We start from the raw sequence: 16267 nt of genomic DNA, 5'->3' as shown, positions 1-16267 counted from the left end.
GCTCGACGATCGCCCACCTTCACACGGTCGTCGAGCGGACCAGTGCGGATCCACATCCGATGTCAGTTACCTCCAAGTGCAGGGAGCGGAACCTCGGCATCAGGCTCTCCGGTGATGCGGTTGCGCAGGTCACGCCGGGTGAGCTCGATGACCCACATCCAGAACACGTGCCCGAAGGACTCGCTGAGGTGCTCGTCGAAGGGCTGGTGCCAGGGGGCGGGAACGGTGCCCATGGCTGGCATGAGGATGAGATGGAAGAGCACCCAGATGGCCAAGCCGAACACCGCGCCCTGCCACAGCTTGACGCGAGGGTGCTTCTCGGCCAGCAGCGCGTACACGACGGCGAAGAAGATCGAGAACCCGAAGTGGACGATGAAGCTCACGAAGGGGAGCGGCCACCCGCTGAAGGTGTACGACATGTGAGTGAAGTGCTCGCTGAACCCAAGTTGCTGAAGGAGCTGCTGGGGAGGGTTCGTGGCATTGCGTGCCGCGGTGCGCGGAGGCAGCGGAACTTCCCAGCCAAACTTCACGATGGCGCCGATAATCCCCGCGAGCACGCCCGCCCATAACGCGGCACCATACCTCCGGCGACACGGCTCCGTGGTGTTCGAGGTCATGTGATCAACTCCTTGCACGACCCAGCGCTCCGGGACGATGACATGCTGACAGATATCATGGCGTGACCGCTCGCTGCTGAGAGTAGCTCAGGACCACGCTGCATCCTCGCCACGGCCAACGCATGGTGCGATGACTAGCATCGGTTCGCGCGAGTCTCACCGGTGCCTGCGCGAAACTCGTCATAGGTGACCATGAGGTAGTCGACGAAGGACGTGCGGACCTCGGGGCGGGAGAAGTAGGCATCGACGAGCCGGCCGTTGCGGTTGGTGCGGTCGACGATGATCTCGTCGGCCATCTCCTCGACGGGGCGGGGCGGCGTGTAGACGTAGAACTGGCGGGTGAAGGGGATCTCGAAGCCGAGCTTGGTCTTGTCGTGGTCGATCCACGCGTCGGGCAGGTACGGCCTGATTTCCTCGGTCAGGTGCTTCTCGGCAGAGTCGAGCAGTGCCTGGGCGCGGGCGTCATCATCGAGGTCGAACCAGCCGGCGGGCAGGGGAATGTTCTCCTGGTCACGCAGGTCGGTGTCGGGTTCCGGCTTGCCCTTCTTCATCACCACCGGCGCACCTGGATCATTCACCGCGCAGGCGGCGGCGTACTTCTTCTTCTGCGTTGCGGTCATGCCGGGGGCGTCAGCGAGCAGGGCCTTCTGCGTGCCGTATGTCCTCCCGGTCAGATGCGCGAACTGCTCAAAGGGTGGGGTCTTGACGACAGCCTCAGTCACCTCCCAGCGCCGATGCAGGGGGCGTTCGACGGTGACGCGCTGGAATCCGAAGGTCTCTCGGGGCAACACCTTGACGCGCTTGTCGTCGGCGAACTCGTCAAGGGCGCCGCTGAACAGACGCACGATCTCGTCGATCGCGTCATCGGTGAGTTCCTTGCGCTTGTCGCCGAGACTCTTGCGCATCTTGGTGCCCATGTCGCGGGCATCAATGAGTTTCACCAAGCCGCGTTCGGCGTCGGTCCTGGCGTTGGTGAGAATCCACACATAGGTGGAGATGCCGGTGTTGTAGAACATCTGGTCGGGCAGGGCGACGATGCCCTCCAGCCAGTCGTTCTCCAGCAGCCAGCGGCGGATCTCACTCTCACCCGATCCGGCCTGGCCGGAGAACAGGGGAGAGCCGGACAGGACGATGCCGACGCGCGATCCGTTCGGACTGGCGTCGGTGACGGGTTTCATGTGGCTGAGCATGTGCTGCAGGAACAGTAAGGAGCCGTCGGAGACGCGGGGGAGTCCGGCGCCGAAACGGCCGTTGAAGCCTTGTCTGTTGTGTTCATCCTTGATGGGCTGGGCGTAGCCCTTCCAGTCGACGCCGTAGGGCGGGTTGGCGAGGATAAAGTCGAATTTGTCGGTGGGGAAGGCGTCGGCGGTGAGAGTGTTGCCGTTGTGCATCTGCTCGGGGCCGATGCCTTGCATCATGAGGTCGGACTGGGCGATAGCCCAGGTCTCGTCGTTGAGTTCCTGGCCGTAGACCTTGACGAGGGCCTTCGGATTGAGCTCCTTGATGCGGTCCATGGTGATCATGAGCATGCCGCCGGTGCCGGCCGCCGGATCGTAGATGGTACGCACCGGCATCTGGTTCTCGGTAAGGTCGCGGGCGGTCTGACCCCCGATGAGAAGATCGGCGACCAGACGAATCACCTCACGCGGGGTGTAGTGCTCACCGGCGGTCTCGTTACTCATCTCGGAGAACTTCCGCAACAGTTCCTCGAAGATGTAACCCATGGTCTCGTTGCTGACCTCGCTGGGACGCAGGTCCAGGTCCGCGAAGTCGGCCATGACGCCGTACAGGATCCCGGCGTGGTCCATCCGGGTGATCTTCCCGTCGAACTGGTACGCCTCGATCACCGTCGCCGCGTCAGGGGAGAGGGACGCGATGTACTTGGCGAGGTTGTCAGCCAGGTTCTTGTCGTCACTGAGCAGCCGGGCGAATGTGTACCGCGACGTGTTGTAGAACCGCTGGCCGCAGATGCGCTTGAGTATCCTGTCCTGACCAGGGCCAATCTCCACCAGACCGTCGGCGTACTCCAGGACCTCATCCTTGGTGGGCTCCAGCACCGCATCCATACGGCGCAACACCAGCAGCGGCAGCATCACCGAGCCGTACTCATGTTGCTTGAACGTACCGCGTAACTTGTCCGCCACCCGCCAGACGAACGCCACCTTGTCCTGAAAACCCTGCGGAGCCATGTGATCCCTTCGTCGCGAGTGGAGCAATGGCATCATAACGTCGAGACACCCGATTCACGCGCGGTGAACCGATTGACGGTGACACCACGCCGTGACACGTCGCCTTCGGGCGGGTCGAATCCCCGCGGCTCATGTTGGGGCAAATGCACTTGAGTCTTGCGGACTCAACGCTGCAGACGGTTCGCTTGTAGTGAGCTAGCTGTGCGCAGGTCTGCCGACCCCGTTGATATGGGACTGACCGTGATGGGCGTGAGCATCCGCTCATGCCGAAGGGCGCCAGGCGTGTGTCGGGGCTGGAGTCCAGGCCAATGAGGACCGTGGTGTCACTGTGGTGGGACTGGAGTCTGATGCGCCACATGGCCAGGTATCACTAGGCTCCATGCTCATGGATGAACTCGCGGAGGATCCCGTCTGGAGATCCATTGCCAAGGTCTGCATGGCTGTCGCGCTGATCGCGGTGCTGTTCAACATGACCACTCAGTGGGAGCTGGAAGGCCATTTCCAGACATGGTCCTTCGTCCGCAAAAGCATCGCCAAGGTCGTCAGCTCGGGGACCGTGTGGGCAGGCGTCGCCGTCTACGCTGGATGGAAGCTGTCCCGTCCAACCGTGGCATTCCTGGGCGGTATTGTCGCGTCTGTCGCGACCTTGTTCATCCACTATGTCGTCGGCGGCGTGCTCGACTTCGTCACCGGCTGGGTGATCCACCTGGATGGGACCAACGACCTGCTAGGCAACCTGAACTGGTTTGCTGCTGCCGCGCTGCTGTGCGGTCCGCTGGGCCTGGTGGGGTGGATGGCAGCAAAACCAAGTGGGGCTGGCGCAGTGGCACGTTGTGTGGTGCCGGTGGGGGCGTTGTTGGAGCCCTTCGTGATGGGCTGCTTCTCCGCCCCCTTTATGGGACGTCCTTGGGCAGAGCGCTACTCCGACTACACCAGCGGAGTCTTGCTGGTCGCGCTTGGGCTCATGGGAGTGGCGTGGGCCCTGTGGCCCCGAGATCGAGGACACGGACAGCTCCGTCGGCCCTTCTCGACCTAAGGCCAGTGAGGACCCGCACCAGCCGAAAAAGGCTCGTAGCCAACGCTCGCTCACGTCGCAGGGAGTGGAGGCCAACCGGGAGACGGGTGCGTGCATCACTTGAGAGGGCCTTTGCCCTGCCCTGCTGACCTAGGTGGTCGTTCTCCCAGGTCGCAGCGGTAGAAGAGGCGCCCCATCCGATCTCGAATGGCCGCCTGAGCACCGACTCAGCATCTCCGAGGAAGTCAATGTTGACCAGTTCGTCACGCTCACCAAATGTGGTGAAAGGAACAAGCTCACCATCCACCAGTTTCCGCTGTAGGCCGGCCGTCCCCGGCGCCATCTCGCCACCCCACCATAGTTGTCCGATAAGAGACATTATGTCATTCCACGAAGACGGCGATACTTCCCTCGGCTGAAATTCCTCCCCCTTCCGGTTCAATGCAGTTGTCGCGCACTCGCTGCCATCCGTGGACTCGCAACCTTGCCACCAATTCGCGTGTCGAATGGTCATTCATCATCGAGCACCCCCGGATGTGCGCTATCCCAAATCGGTGACGCGCGGACTACGAATGTCTTCCGTACCGGATTCGTGGATTCCTGACTACCATTTCGGGCGCTGTCGGTTCCTTTTGATCTCCCCGCGTCGTTTCTTCGCCTCAAGGCGACGACGCTGCGATCCCCTGGTTCGTTTGGTGGGACGGCGTCGTCGCGGTTGGACGCATGCCTTCTGGAGCACGTCGGCCATCCTGGCACGAGCGAGACGGCGGTTGGCCAACTGAGCCCGCTCATCCTGAACGGCAACCGTCAAGACTCCATTGACCAGGCGATTCGACAGGGTTGTCAGCAACATCGGTCGCAAGTGTTCTGGCACGGCGTCAGAGCGAGCCACGTCGAACTGCAGTTCGACCCGTGAGTCGCTGGTGTTCACGCCCTGGCCGCCAGGCCCGGAGCTGTGGGAGAACCGCTCCTGTAGTTGTGACTCGGGAACGACGAAACCAGGAATGATCTCCATCTCTTCTATCATGGTCGTCGCTCCCCTCGCTATTTACTCGGCCCGGATACTCCTTCGAACAGCCCATCAAGGATACCCACGACCCCGAGCACCACCTCCACAGGAGCCTGTGTGCTACGTAGAATTCGCGTCGACGGTTCCGATGACCGACACGGCGTATACCTCCTCCTGCGCCTTGATGGGTGAGAACTTCTAATCCGGTGCGGACCATCAACACTTCACGGGACGTCACTCCAATGCGACACTGTGTGCCGTCATCCGCCTGCGGCGCTGCCGGTCAATCCACAGCAGGATGATTGTCAGCGCGAGCGTGACAGCTCCGACGTAGTACGGGCCACCGACCCCCCACAGGGAGCTCAGCGCACCGGCAAGAGTGGGAGCGCACGCGCCGCCGAGGAAGCGAACGCCGGAGTAGGCCGACGACGCGACCTCGCGCTGGATGTTGCTCGCGGACATCACGATCTCAGTCATGGCAGTGTTGACGATGCCGATGAACAGACCGCCAATGATGACCCCGATCACCTGAGGAATCGGCGAGATCCAGGTCGCTAGTAGGACCTCGTCAATGGTGAACAGGATCAGGGTGACGGCAACTGTGCGACGAATACCGAGGTGTTCGCAGGAACGCGGTCCGAGCCACACCGACCCCAATGAGACCATGAGGCCCCAGCCAAAGAAGACCAGACCCAGATCGAGCGGGGTGAACTGACCACCAGCTCGAATGGACGCCTCGGCCAGCGGGAACGGCGCGTAGGCAAGCAAGGTGAAGTAACCGTAGTTGTAGACCAGGGCAGCCAGCATGAGAATCGAGATCCGCGGATCGACGAGAGCCTTGAACGGCTCGGCGGCAGAGCGGCGCTGGGACTTGTCGATCGGGGTCGGCGGGACGAAAAACGCGATGGCGACAAGACCGATCGCCATGAGAACTGCGGTGCCGAGAAAGGGGCCCCGCCATGAAATCGAACCCAGGGCGCCACCGACGAGCGGACCCAAGGCCATTCCGGCCCCAAGAGCACCTTCGTACAGCATGATGGCGCGACGGGCATCGGCAGAGGCGCCAAGAACTGTCGCCAAGGCGGTCGAGACGAAGAGAGCGTTCCCAACTCCCCAGCCGCCGCGGAATCCGATGATGAGGTTGACGTGACCGGACAACGCGCAGGCCGTCGCAAAGGTCACGATGATGACGAGTCCGACGAGAAGGGTCTTCTTGCGGCCAATGCGGGTGGCCACCCATGAGGTGAAGAACATCAACGCGGCACAGACAAAGAGGTAGGTGCTGAACAGCAGCTCGGTCTGCCCCGGGCTGGCGTGCAGGGCCGACGAAATCTCCGGGAGGATGGGGTCAACGACGCCCACCCCCATGTAGGAGAAGGCCACCGCAATGGTGACAGCCCACACGGCCGGTCTGATGGGTTCTTTGCTCGTCACTTCTTCGTCGTCCTCTCATCGTCGTCAGACAGCACCTGGACTGCCCTTCGCAAAGCCGGAAGCGCCTGAATCAGTGTGGAACGCTCTTCGTCGGTCAATTCCTTGAGAGCAGGCACGACCGACTCCCCCACTGACAATTCGCAACGGCGGCAGTAATCACGACCCTCATCAGTGATCTCGATCAATCTGCTGCGGGCGTCGTCGGGGTCGCGCCGTCGCGTCACCAGGCCGTCACGCTCAAGCCTCTCGACGATGTCCGTCGTGGTGGTTGGCCTGGTTCCCTCCACGCGGCTGAGGGTTCCGGTGCTGACGCTCCCCATCACTTCGAGGGTGTGCAGGACCCGCCACGTCACTGAGGACGGCGGAATGCCAGCACGTCGCTTGGCCAGGCGTTGAACTCGTCCGCACGTGAGAACCAGGTCGGCTGCGGATTCGGCCTCAAGCGGGTCGAAGGGTTCGGGCAAGATGCGTCCGGAAGTCACGTGACCTCAGAGTACTCCGGTTTCCGGAATACTTCATCGTGTGATCGTCGTGACGCCCGGTTCCCGTAGAATGTGACGCGACACCTAACTGATGAGGACCCATGAACAACACCACGATGCAGGATGATGCCGCCGATTCCGCGAGCATGGAAGAGCGGACCACAGCCGTCACCGCGATCGAGCTCCTCTTCGACCTGGTCTTCGTCGCTGCCATTGGTCAGCTCGCAACCACCCTTCACGATCATGTGACGTGGCGGGGCGGGCTCGAGACCATGGTGCTGTGGGTACCGCTCTACTTGTTGTGGGCCAACACCTCGTTCTCGGCAACCGGAACCATCACCGAGAACAAGTCGTTGCGGCGGCCCATCCTGTGGGTGCTCTTCTTCGGAATCTTCATGGCTGCCGGCATCCCAGTGGCGTTTGAGGACGGCGTCGAATGTCTCGCCTTCGTCGCGCCATATCTCATCGCCCAGCTCGGTCAGGTCGCCATGACGTGGTTCATCCACGGTCGCGAAGAGATGAAACTCCATTCCCGCGGGGTCATGGTGTGGCATTGTCTGTCAGCCATCGGTTGGATCATCGGCATTTTCGTTGAGCCGCACGCCCGACTGTGGGTCTGGTTCGCTGCGGTCATCGTCGAAGTGGCAGGGATGCTGCTGCGTCATCCGCTGGGACGCAGGAACGCGACATCGACACCACCGAGTGGCAGTTCGACACCGCACACATGCTTGAACGCATCCGGCTGTTCCTCATCCTGGCTCTGGGCGAGCAGATCGTCAGCATCGTCACCGGCCTTCACGAAGCGGGGTTCCATCTACTCAACCTCCTTGCCGCCACCACTTCCATCGTCACCTTCTTCGCCTTGTGGTGGCTCTACATCTGGGACGTCGAGGTCATTCTGGAAACCCACCCTGCTGAGCACGATGATCCGGCCGAGTCCGGGGCACGCTCCGTCACCGTGCAGATGGTCCTTGCGCTGGGCCTCATCCCGCTCGCAGTGTCCGATGAGATCATCGTCGGCGAACCGGCCCATCACGGCAGCCTCACGCTGACAGCCCTGGCCTGTGGAGGTGCCATTCTGTATCTCGCGGCACAGGCATGGCACATTCACAGGGTCACTGAGCACACGCCATGGCGTCGCCTCGTGGCAATCCTCGCCCTCGTCATCGTCGCGGCGGCAAGCTTCATTCCTGCCATCGTGACCAACGCCTTGGTTGCGACCATCCTCGTCATCACCGCTGTCATGAGCCGACGTCACCACATGAAACACTTCGACCGAGACCCGACTGAGCATGACCGAATTATTGAGAAGTGACCATGACTGCTCTCCCCCATCCGCACACTGGGGACCTGTTCGAATCCCCCGTCATTCCTGGAACCGGCTGGCCAGGAGACCTGGCAACGCCACGGACACCAGTCGCCAACAACGCTGATGACGTTGCGAAGATTGCCGGCCGATGCAATGAACCCACCGACCTTGACGCCGCGATTTCAGTGTGCCGGGCATGTCCTCGCCTCATCGAATGGCGGGAGGACAAGGCGATCAGCAAGCGCGCTCAATGGCGCAATGAGCCTTACTGGGGGAGGCCCGTACCCTCGTTCGGGGATCCGATGGCCCGAATGGCAGTCATCGGCTTGGCACCCGCTGCGAATGGAGCCAACCGAACTGGTCGCATGTTCACCGGAGACCAGTCCGGGGATTGGCTGTACCGTGCCTTGCATGACGCCGGTGTTGCGTCTCAGGCGGAAAGCATCGACGCCGCTGATGGTCTGAGCCTCGATGACTGTCGCATCATTGCCCCGGTGCACTGCGCTCCACCCGACAATTGGCCGAGTCCCGACGAGAAACGCACCTGTGCGATCTGGTTCGACAACGAACTCTCTGCGCTGACCACCCTGCGTGCGGTGATGTGTCTTGGTCAGATTGCCTGGACGTCAACTCTGGGGGCTGCCCGCCGGCTCGGGTGGCAGGTCCCCCGCCCCGCTCCCCGCTTCGGCCACGGGGCTCGAGCCGAGATCACGAGGACGGACGGCACCACAGTCCACGTCGTCGGGTGTTACCACGTCAGTCGGCAGAACACGAACACCGGACGCCTCACGCGTCAGATGCTTGACGAAGTCGTCCACACACTTCGAGGTCTGGCTGTCGAATGATGCCCCTGGCACACCAGCCATCATCTTGGTATGACGCTGTACCCTGCCGCACCATCGCCAGTTCAGCAGCCAGGTCAACCCCTAGGAAAAGATCCCGATCCATCCCGTAAGGACAGCTTGGCGATGTGAACGCTCGCGCACCATGATCGCCTTCCGTGCATTGATAATGCCCGTAGGCTGGGATCATGGTCATTCTCTCCAAGATTTACACCCGTACTGGCGACCACGGCTCGACCCGTCTGGTCGACAACTCAGTGGCAGCCAAGTCAGATCTGCGCGTGGAAGCGTATGGTCTCGTCGACCAAGCCAACGCCAACATCGGTCTGGCCATTGCCCTGGACTCCACGATCCACGTGCTCACCGATGAGGTGCGAGAAGCGCTCGGCATCGTCCAGAACGAACTGTTTGACGTCGGCGCTGATCTGGCCAACCCGCTTGTCGCAAACCCGAAGTGGGAACCGCTTCGCACCGTCCAGGAAAGCGTCGATCGGCTTGAGCGTTGGTGTGACGAGTTCGGCGACGATCTCCCGACCCTGAAGTCGTTCATCCTCCCGGGCGGAAACCCTGTCGGTGCGCAGCTGCACGTGTGCCGAACTGCCATTCGTACCGCGGAGCGAGCGGCATGGCGAGCTGCTGAGACATACGGAAATGAGATTTCGGATGACCCCGAGACGACTCCGGGCGGTGTCAACGAACTGGCGATCACATACCTCAATCGCTTGTCCGACCTGCTCTTCATCCTGTCGCGAGCAGCCAACAAGGCTGGCGAGGATTCTTCCGACGAGGTGTTGTGGGTTCCAGGTGGAGAACGCAACCCGGGAGCCACAAAGGAATGATCAGATGAGGTGACCTGCGGCGGCATATTCGACGCCACCGGGGGGAGCCGCCTCGAGCCACGACATGAGGCCGGTCACCACGCCAGGATCAACGACGATCTGGCACACCGAGGACTTGCCCTTGCGCCCTGTCTGAAGGGTGACGATCCCGTAGGCATCGGAGGCAAGTGCCAAGGAGTCATTCACGTTCGGCGGGCGGTGCTCGACCATGACGAGTCCGCCCCGCCTCAAGACAATGGCGGGAACGGGACGGGGATCGATCGCTCGATACCACTCGAAGGTGCCGTCGGCGTAGCGGGCAGTGCCAATCATCCATCCGCCGGGCTTGGGCCCACCCATAACTCGCAAACCGCACAAAAAAGCACCGCGTCTACGCATGAGAACGCGGTGCCTGACGAGGAGCCAGATCATGTAGATGACGGCACAACACACGATAAGGCCGATGATGACAGCATCCATCGCCAGCGTCGACAACATCGGTGTCATACCGATGAAAGCGATGGAAGCGTGCATATTCCAACGCTAGTCGTCAGAACATTGACATTCCACGAAGGTAACCCTAAGTTCCCTCGTCAGCGACGAGATGAAAAAGGGTCGCCGCGAATGATTCGCGGCGACCCCCTTCCCACCCTGGTCAGACGTTCTACTTCCCGGCGACGCGGGCAGCAGCAAGCTGAGCCTGCGCCAGGTGAAGGCGGTGGGTCAGATCCTGGACGACCAAGGAGTCCTCCTCGGTTCGCTCGTCCGCGTTGATCTTCTTCCTCAGTTCGTCGAGGTCGCGGTGAGCCTGATCGACCGAGATCTCCTCCGACTTCGTGGCGTACTGGGTAATGATCGACACGTGGCCGTCATTGTCCAGGGCCACGAAGCCACCGTCACAGGCGATGACCTCGCGGGCACCGTCAGGAGTGATGATCTGGGCTGCGCAGGGCGCGAGGGCCGCGAGGAAGGCCTCGTGTCCGGGAAGGAGACCAATATCACCCTCGGTGGTCCGAACGATGATGTTGACCGACTCCCCCTTCCAGACCTCGCCGTCGGCGCAGACGACCTTGACTTGAAGCGGCGGGTGGTCCATGGGACTCAGCCCTCCTTCTTCATCTTGTCCCAGTTCTCCATCACCATGTCCATGTTGCCAACGTTGAAGAAGGCCTGCTCCGGAACGTGGTCCACGTCGCCACGGCAGATCATCTGGAATCCCTCGATGGTGTCGGCCATGGAGACGGTCGAGCCCGGGACACCGGTGAACTTCGCACCCGTGTAGGTGTTCTGTGACAGGAACTGCTGGATGCGGCGGGCACGAGCGACGGTGACCTTGTCCTCCTCGCTCAGCTCATCGACACCAAGGATGGCGATGATGTCCTGAAGCTCCTTGTTACGCTGCAGAATCTGCTTCACCTGGGTGGCAGTGTCGTAGTGCTCCTGCCCCACGTACAGCGGGTCGAGGATACGAGAGGTCGACGTTAGTGGATCTACGGCCGGGTACAGACCGCGAGAAGCAATCTCACGGGAGAGCTCAGTGGTGGCATCCAGATGGGCGAAGGTCGTTGCCGGAGCCGGGTCGGTGTAGTCATCGGCAGGGACGTAGACAGCCTGCATCGAGGTGATGGAGTGACCACGGGTCGACGTGATTCGCTCCTGCAGCTGGCCCATCTCGTCAGCCAGGTTCGGCTGGTAGCCCACGGCTGAAGGCATACGACCGAGCAGGGTCGAGACCTCGGAACCAGCCTGTGAGAACCGGAAGATGTTGTCGATGAACAACAGCACGTCCTGGTTCTGGACATCGCGGAAGTACTCAGCCATCGTCAGGCCGGTCAGGGCGATGCGAAGACGGGTGCCCGGGGGCTCGTCCATCTGGCCGAAGACAAGGGCGGTGTCCTTGAGAACCCCGGCCTCGTCCATCTCGTTGATGAGGTCGTTGCCCTCACGGGTACGCTCACCGACACCGGCAAACACCGAGGTACCGCCGAAGTTGTGAGCAATACGGTAAATCATCTCCTGAATCAGAACCGTCTTGCCAACGCCGGCGCCGCCGAAGAGGCCGATCTTGCCGCCCTTGACGTACGGGGTGAGCAGGTCGAGAACCTTGATGCCGGTCTGCAGCATCTCGGTCTCGGGCTCCAGGTCATCGAATCCAGGCGGATCGCGATGGATCGGCCAGCGCTCGGAGACCTCGATGGTCGACGGATCGACGTTGAGGACGTCACCGGTCACGTTCCACACGTGGCCCTTGGTGACATCGCCGACCGGCACAGTGATCGGGGCACCGGTGTCACGGACCTCGGTGCCACGGCGCAGACCGTCAGTCGGCTTGAGGGAGATGGCACGCACGACGTTCTCGCCGATGTGCAGGGCCACCTCGAGGGTGATGGTATGGGTCTCCCCCATCACCTCGGTGTCAACGTGAAGGGCATTGAGGATCTCCGGCATCTGTCCAGCCGGAAACTCGACGTCGACGACGGGGCCGATGACACGGACGACGCGGCCAATGCCGGCAGCCTCGTCCTTCGTCTCGGGGGTAATAGCTGTCGCAGTCATGATGTTCTCTCTCACTCCTGTGGGGCGGACTCTGCAAGGGCAGCGGCGCCACCCACGATCTCGGTGATTTCCTGGGTAATGGCAGCCTGACGGGCCTGGTTGGCCTGCCGACTCAGCGACTGGATCAACTGCTCGGCATTGTCGGTGGCTGCCTTCATGGCGCGTTGCCGGCTTGCCAACTCCGAGGCGGCCGATTGCAGCAAGGCGTAATGGATACGGTTCGCGACGTACAAGGGCAGCAACTGATCCAGAACACTGACCGGATCCGGTTCGAAGTTGTACTCGTGGAAGATCTCCTCATCGGATGTGCCGACTCCAGGATCACCAGCCTCGAGTTCTCCCTCCGGCGTCGCCTTCGGATCGACGACGGCCAGCGGCAACAGTCTCACGACCTTTGGTTTCTGCGTCAGCATCGAGTCGAAGTGGGTGTACACGACGTGGATCTCGTCAACCCCACCTTCCTCAGTCGGACGGAGGAACTCCTCGATCAACGTGTCCGCGATCTCGCGGGCCTGTCTATAGGTCGGCGAATCGGAGAAACCACTCCACACGTGCTCGGCCTTGCGACCACGGAACTCGAAGTATTGCACTCCCTTGCGACCACACAGGTAGGTGACGACCTCCTGCTCCGGCCTGAGAGCGGCGTGCAGCTGCTCGGCCGACTTGATCGCATTCGAGGAATACGCTCCGGCGAGACCGCGATCAGAGGTGACCAACAGCACAGCCGAACGCTTCGGGGCCGGATTGACGGAGGTGAGCGGGTGCTCCTCGTGGGTGTGGGAGGCAACCGCCGACAGGGCTCGTGTCAACTCCAAGGAGTAGGGACTCGCCGCCCTGACGATGTTCTGTGCCTTGACGATCCGAGAGGAGGCGATGAGCTCCATCGCGCGGGTGATCTTCTTCGTCGTCGCGACGGAGTTCCGCCTTTCCCGCAGTTCCCGCAGGTTTGAGGCCACGGCTCAGCCCTTCTTCGCGCGAACGATCTTGACCTGGTCGATCTCCTCGTCGGACATCGGATCGAACTCCTCGTGACCAATCAACATCTTGCCGTCAGAGGTCTTGAATCCCTTCTTGACCTCGTCGAACGCGGCCGCAGCTTCCTTCTGGGCGTCGTCGTCAAACTTACCGGTCTCACGGATCGTGGTGAGTACGTTTCCGTGGCTGCGCAGGTATTCGAGCACATCGCCCTCGAAACGCAGCACGTCGCTGACGGGGACGTCGTCGAACTTGCCAGTGGTGCCGCCCCAAACGCTGATGGTCTGCTCCTCGACCGGGTACGGGGAGAACTGTCCCTGCTTCAGGAGCTCCATCAGACGGGCGCCACGATCCAGCTGACGACGGGAGGTCTCGTCCAGGTCGGAGGCGAACATGGCGAAAGCTTCCATGTCCCGGTACTGGGCCAGGGAGATCTTCAGCGTGCCGGACACCGACTTCATGGCCTTGATCTGGGCGGCGCCACCAACTCGGGACACCGAGATACCGACGTCGACAGCCGGACGCTGGTTGGCGTTGAACAAATCCGACTGCAGGAAGATCTGACCGTCGGTGATGGAGATGACGTTCGTCGGGATGAAGGCGGACACGTCATTGGCCTTGGTCTCGATGATCGGAAGACCGGTCATCGAACCGCCGCCCAGCTCGTCGGACAGCTTCGCGCAACGCTCCAGCAGACGGGAGTGGAGGTAGAAGACGTCGCCGGGGTAGGCCTCGCGACCCGGCGGACGACGCAGCAGCAGTGACATTGCTCGGTAGGCCTCGGCCTGCTTGGTCAGGTCATCGAACACGATGAGGACGTGCTTGCCCTGGTACATCCAGTGCTGTCCGATGGCCGAACCGGCGTACGGAGCGATGTACTTGAAGCCAGCGGGGTCAGACGCCGGGGCGTGAACGATGGTGGTGTACTCCATCGCACCAGCCTTCTCGAGAGCGCCCTTGACCTCGGCCACCGTCGAGCCCTTCTGGCCGACCGCGACGTAGATGCAGCGAACCTGTTTCTTGGGATCGCCGGACTCCCAGTTGGCCTTCTGGTTGATGATGGTGTCGATCGCAATGGCGGTCTTACCGGTCTTACGGTCGCCAATGATGAGCTGACGCTGACCACGACCGATCGGGATCATCGAGTCGATGGCCTTGAGACCGGTCTGCAGCGGCTCGCGGACCTCCTGGCGGTCCATGACACCGGCAGCCTGAATCTCCAGGGCACGACGTCCCTCGACATCCTTGATCTCCCCGAGGCCGTCCACGGGATTGCCCATCGCGTCGACGACGCGACCGAGATAGCCCTCACCGACGGGCACCGACAGCACCTCGCCAGTACCACGAACGGTCGATCCCTCATCAATACCGTCGGAGTCGCCGAGCACGACCACGCCGATCTGCCGCTCCTCCAGGTTGAGGGCGATGCCCATCGTCCCGTTCTCGAAGCGCAGCAACTCGTTAGCCATGACCGAGGGAAGACCCTCGACATGGGCGATACCGTCGCCGGACGTGACGACGGTGCCGACCTCCTCACGGGCCGCCGCCTCCGGCTCGTAGTTCTGGACGAAGTTGTCCAGGGCGTCGCGGATCTCCTCCGGACGTATCGTCAGTTCCGCCATTGCGTCTCCTTGTAAGCTCCCCCATCCCGCACCCGAGGTGGGGGTCACGTGTGTCAGCCCAGTTCTCGTCGGGCTTGGTCCAGACGGTGGGCCACCGTCGAATCGATGACCTCGTCACCGAGGTCGATGAGCGCACCACCGAGCGTCGCCGGGTCGACGACCTCGGACAGCTCGATCGGGCTGCCGGTGATCCGTTCCAGTTGCTTCACCATCTCGGCACGCTGTGCGTCAGTCAGCGCACTGGCAGTCGTCACGATGGCGCGCCTCCGTTCGGCCAGTTCGGCGGCAATGTGAAGATAGCCGTCGACGACCTGCTCGAAGGTGTTGTCGGACGACACCACCGCGCGGCGAGCCAGGAGGAGGGTGTCCTCGCTGACTCGATCGCCAATCAGCGTCGTGAGTAACTTCTGTCGATCCTTCACCGAACGGTTCGGATCACCGATCGCCACCTGAAGTGAAGCCTGTCCGCGTACCAGTCGACTGATGTGGAACAGCTCGTCGGCAACCGTGTCAAGACGGTCAGCCTGCCGGGCTCCGCGCAGCACGGCGCGAACACCCTGGCGCTCCAGCGCACGCGTCAAGGCCGCTGGTGACCGCCACTTGCAAGTGGTGGTCGCGTCCAGTAATTCCTTGCAGTCGGGAGAGACCTTCGACGCGAAGACCGCGTCCACGAGCCCCTGACGAGCCTTGGCCTCAGAACCTGTGTCCGAGACGGCTCGGCACAGACCACGTTCGCGATCCAGGACGTCGACAACCGCGAAGACCTCGCTGGCGAAGTCGGCTGTTGCACCGAGTCGATCTCCAGCTTCATCCAGCTGTCGTGACGCGCTCACCACTGTCGTCATGCCCGATTCACCGTCCGCGAGTCAGAAGCCGAGGGCTCCTCGGCCAGCGAGGAGAGGAAGCGGTCGACGGTCGCCTGGACGCGCTGATCGTCCTGGAGGGACTCCCCCACAATCCGACCGGCAAGAGTCGTCGCCAGACCACCAATCTCAGAGCGCAGTTCTCGCACTGCTTGTTCGCGCTCCGCCTGAATCTGAGCGTTAGCGCGCTCAGTGATGCGATTGGCCTCGGCCTGGGCCTTGGCACGCATCTCCTCAACGATCTGTGCGCCTTGGCTCTTGGCGTCCTCGCGAATCTGGGCAGCCTCGTCACGGGCGTTGGCAAGCTGAGCCTGGTACTTCTCCAGAGCAGCCTTGGCCTCCGCCTGAGCCTTCTCGGCCCTCTCGATCCCACCTTGAATCGTCTCGGTGCGCTCCTCGTAGAGCTTCTCGAAACGGGGGACAACCGCCTTGGCGATGAGCCAGGTGAGAAGCAGCAGGAGGATGATGCCGACGATGATCTCGATGGAATGGTGTGGGACAAGTGGCCCCAAATCCATTTCGAGAATGTTCATGCG

16 protein-coding genes and 1 pseudogene are annotated in these 16267 nt (G+C 62.1%); 5 read left to right on the top strand and 12 right to left on the bottom strand.

What is annotated here, in order from left to right:
- Positions 1-62 precede the first annotated feature (62 nt).
- Positions 63-617: a YagU family protein gene (locus PALO_RS04845; RefSeq protein WP_015582644.1), complete on the bottom strand. Its 555-nt coding sequence runs from the start codon at positions 615-617 to the stop codon at positions 63-65.
- Between the two features lie 134 nt (positions 618-751).
- Positions 752-2806, bottom strand: coding sequence for a type I restriction-modification system subunit M (locus PALO_RS04840; RefSeq protein ID WP_015582643.1), 2055 nt, complete (start codon positions 2804-2806; stop codon positions 752-754).
- A gap of 385 nt (positions 2807-3191) precedes the next feature.
- On the opposite strand from PALO_RS04840, the gene PALO_RS04835 reads away from it, so the two are divergent.
- Positions 3192-3842, top strand: a complete 651-nt coding sequence (locus PALO_RS04835; protein WP_023032723.1) for a hypothetical protein — start codon at positions 3192-3194, stop codon at positions 3840-3842.
- 583 nt (positions 3843-4425) lie between these two features.
- Here PALO_RS04835 and arfB read toward each other — a convergent pair.
- The 3 genes from arfB to PALO_RS04820 form a co-directional block, all read right to left on the bottom strand.
- Positions 4426-4848, bottom strand: coding sequence for an alternative ribosome rescue aminoacyl-tRNA hydrolase ArfB (arfB, locus tag PALO_RS04830; RefSeq protein ID WP_023033427.1), 423 nt, complete (start codon positions 4846-4848; stop codon positions 4426-4428).
- Between the two features lie 216 nt (positions 4849-5064).
- Positions 5065-6264, bottom strand: a complete 1200-nt coding sequence (locus PALO_RS04825; protein ID WP_015582640.1) for an MFS transporter — start codon at positions 6262-6264, stop codon at positions 5065-5067.
- A complete protein-coding gene (locus PALO_RS04820) occupies positions 6261-6584 on the bottom strand; it encodes a MarR family winged helix-turn-helix transcriptional regulator (RefSeq protein WP_036910348.1) in 324 nt (107 codons plus the stop codon). Before PALO_RS04820 ends, PALO_RS04825 begins: the two co-directional genes overlap by 4 nt.
- 263 nt (positions 6585-6847) lie before the next feature.
- On the opposite strand from PALO_RS04820, the pseudogene PALO_RS12835 reads away from it, so the two are divergent.
- The 4 genes and pseudogenes from PALO_RS12835 to PALO_RS04805 all read left to right on the top strand — a co-directional run.
- Positions 6848-7390: pseudogene (locus PALO_RS12835) on the top strand (low temperature requirement protein A); the annotation flags it as partial.
- Positions 7391-7470: 80 nt separating this feature from the next.
- Positions 7471-8061 carry a low temperature requirement protein A gene (locus tag PALO_RS12830; protein WP_023033429.1) on the top strand — a complete coding sequence of 197 codons (591 nt, stop codon included), beginning with the start codon at positions 7471-7473 and terminating at the stop codon, positions 8059-8061.
- Between the two features lie 2 nt (positions 8062-8063).
- A complete protein-coding gene (locus tag PALO_RS12980) occupies positions 8064-8900 on the top strand; it encodes a uracil-DNA glycosylase (protein ID WP_004811207.1) in 837 nt (278 codons plus the stop codon).
- 185 nt (positions 8901-9085) lie between these two features.
- Positions 9086-9736 carry a cob(I)yrinic acid a,c-diamide adenosyltransferase gene (locus tag PALO_RS04805; protein ID WP_004811205.1) on the top strand — a complete coding sequence of 217 codons (651 nt, stop codon included), beginning with the start codon at positions 9086-9088 and terminating at the stop codon, positions 9734-9736.
- Here PALO_RS04805 and PALO_RS04800 read toward each other — a convergent pair whose 3' ends face one another.
- From PALO_RS04800 to PALO_RS04770, 7 genes are all read right to left on the bottom strand, one after another.
- Positions 9737-10249 carry a DUF2550 domain-containing protein gene (locus PALO_RS04800; RefSeq protein ID WP_004811204.1) on the bottom strand — a complete coding sequence of 171 codons (513 nt, stop codon included), beginning with the start codon at positions 10247-10249 and terminating at the stop codon, positions 9737-9739.
- Between the two features lie 130 nt (positions 10250-10379).
- Positions 10380-10811 carry a F0F1 ATP synthase subunit epsilon gene (locus PALO_RS04795; RefSeq protein ID WP_004811202.1) on the bottom strand — a complete coding sequence of 144 codons (432 nt, stop codon included), beginning with the start codon at positions 10809-10811 and terminating at the stop codon, positions 10380-10382.
- 5 nt (positions 10812-10816) lie between these two features.
- Positions 10817-12271 carry a F0F1 ATP synthase subunit beta gene (gene atpD / locus PALO_RS04790; protein ID WP_015582635.1) on the bottom strand — a complete coding sequence of 485 codons (1455 nt, stop codon included), beginning with the start codon at positions 12269-12271 and terminating at the stop codon, positions 10817-10819.
- Positions 12272-12282: 11 nt separating this feature from the next.
- Entirely contained in the window at positions 12283-13227 is a 945-nt protein-coding gene (locus tag PALO_RS04785) for a F0F1 ATP synthase subunit gamma (RefSeq protein ID WP_015582634.1), read from the bottom strand.
- 3 nt (positions 13228-13230) lie between these two features.
- Entirely contained in the window at positions 13231-14868 is a 1638-nt protein-coding gene (atpA, locus tag PALO_RS04780; RefSeq protein ID WP_015582633.1) for a F0F1 ATP synthase subunit alpha, read from the bottom strand.
- A 53-nt stretch (positions 14869-14921) separates the two neighbouring features.
- A complete protein-coding gene (locus tag PALO_RS04775; RefSeq protein ID WP_004811193.1) occupies positions 14922-15713 on the bottom strand; it encodes a F0F1 ATP synthase subunit delta in 792 nt (263 codons plus the stop codon).
- The gene (locus PALO_RS04770) at positions 15710-16264 is read right to left on the bottom strand and encodes a F0F1 ATP synthase subunit B (RefSeq protein WP_004811192.1); all 555 of its coding nucleotides are present in this window, start codon (positions 16262-16264) and stop codon (positions 15710-15712) included. The genes PALO_RS04775 and PALO_RS04770 overlap by 4 nt, the downstream gene beginning before the upstream one ends.
- Positions 16265-16267 lie beyond the last annotated feature (3 nt).

It is taken from the genome of Cutibacterium avidum 44067 (assembly GCF_000367205.1).
In the GTDB taxonomy this organism is placed as follows: domain Bacteria; phylum Actinomycetota; class Actinomycetes; order Propionibacteriales; family Propionibacteriaceae; genus Cutibacterium; species Cutibacterium avidum.
This window is presented reverse-complemented; position numbering and strand designations above follow the sequence as displayed.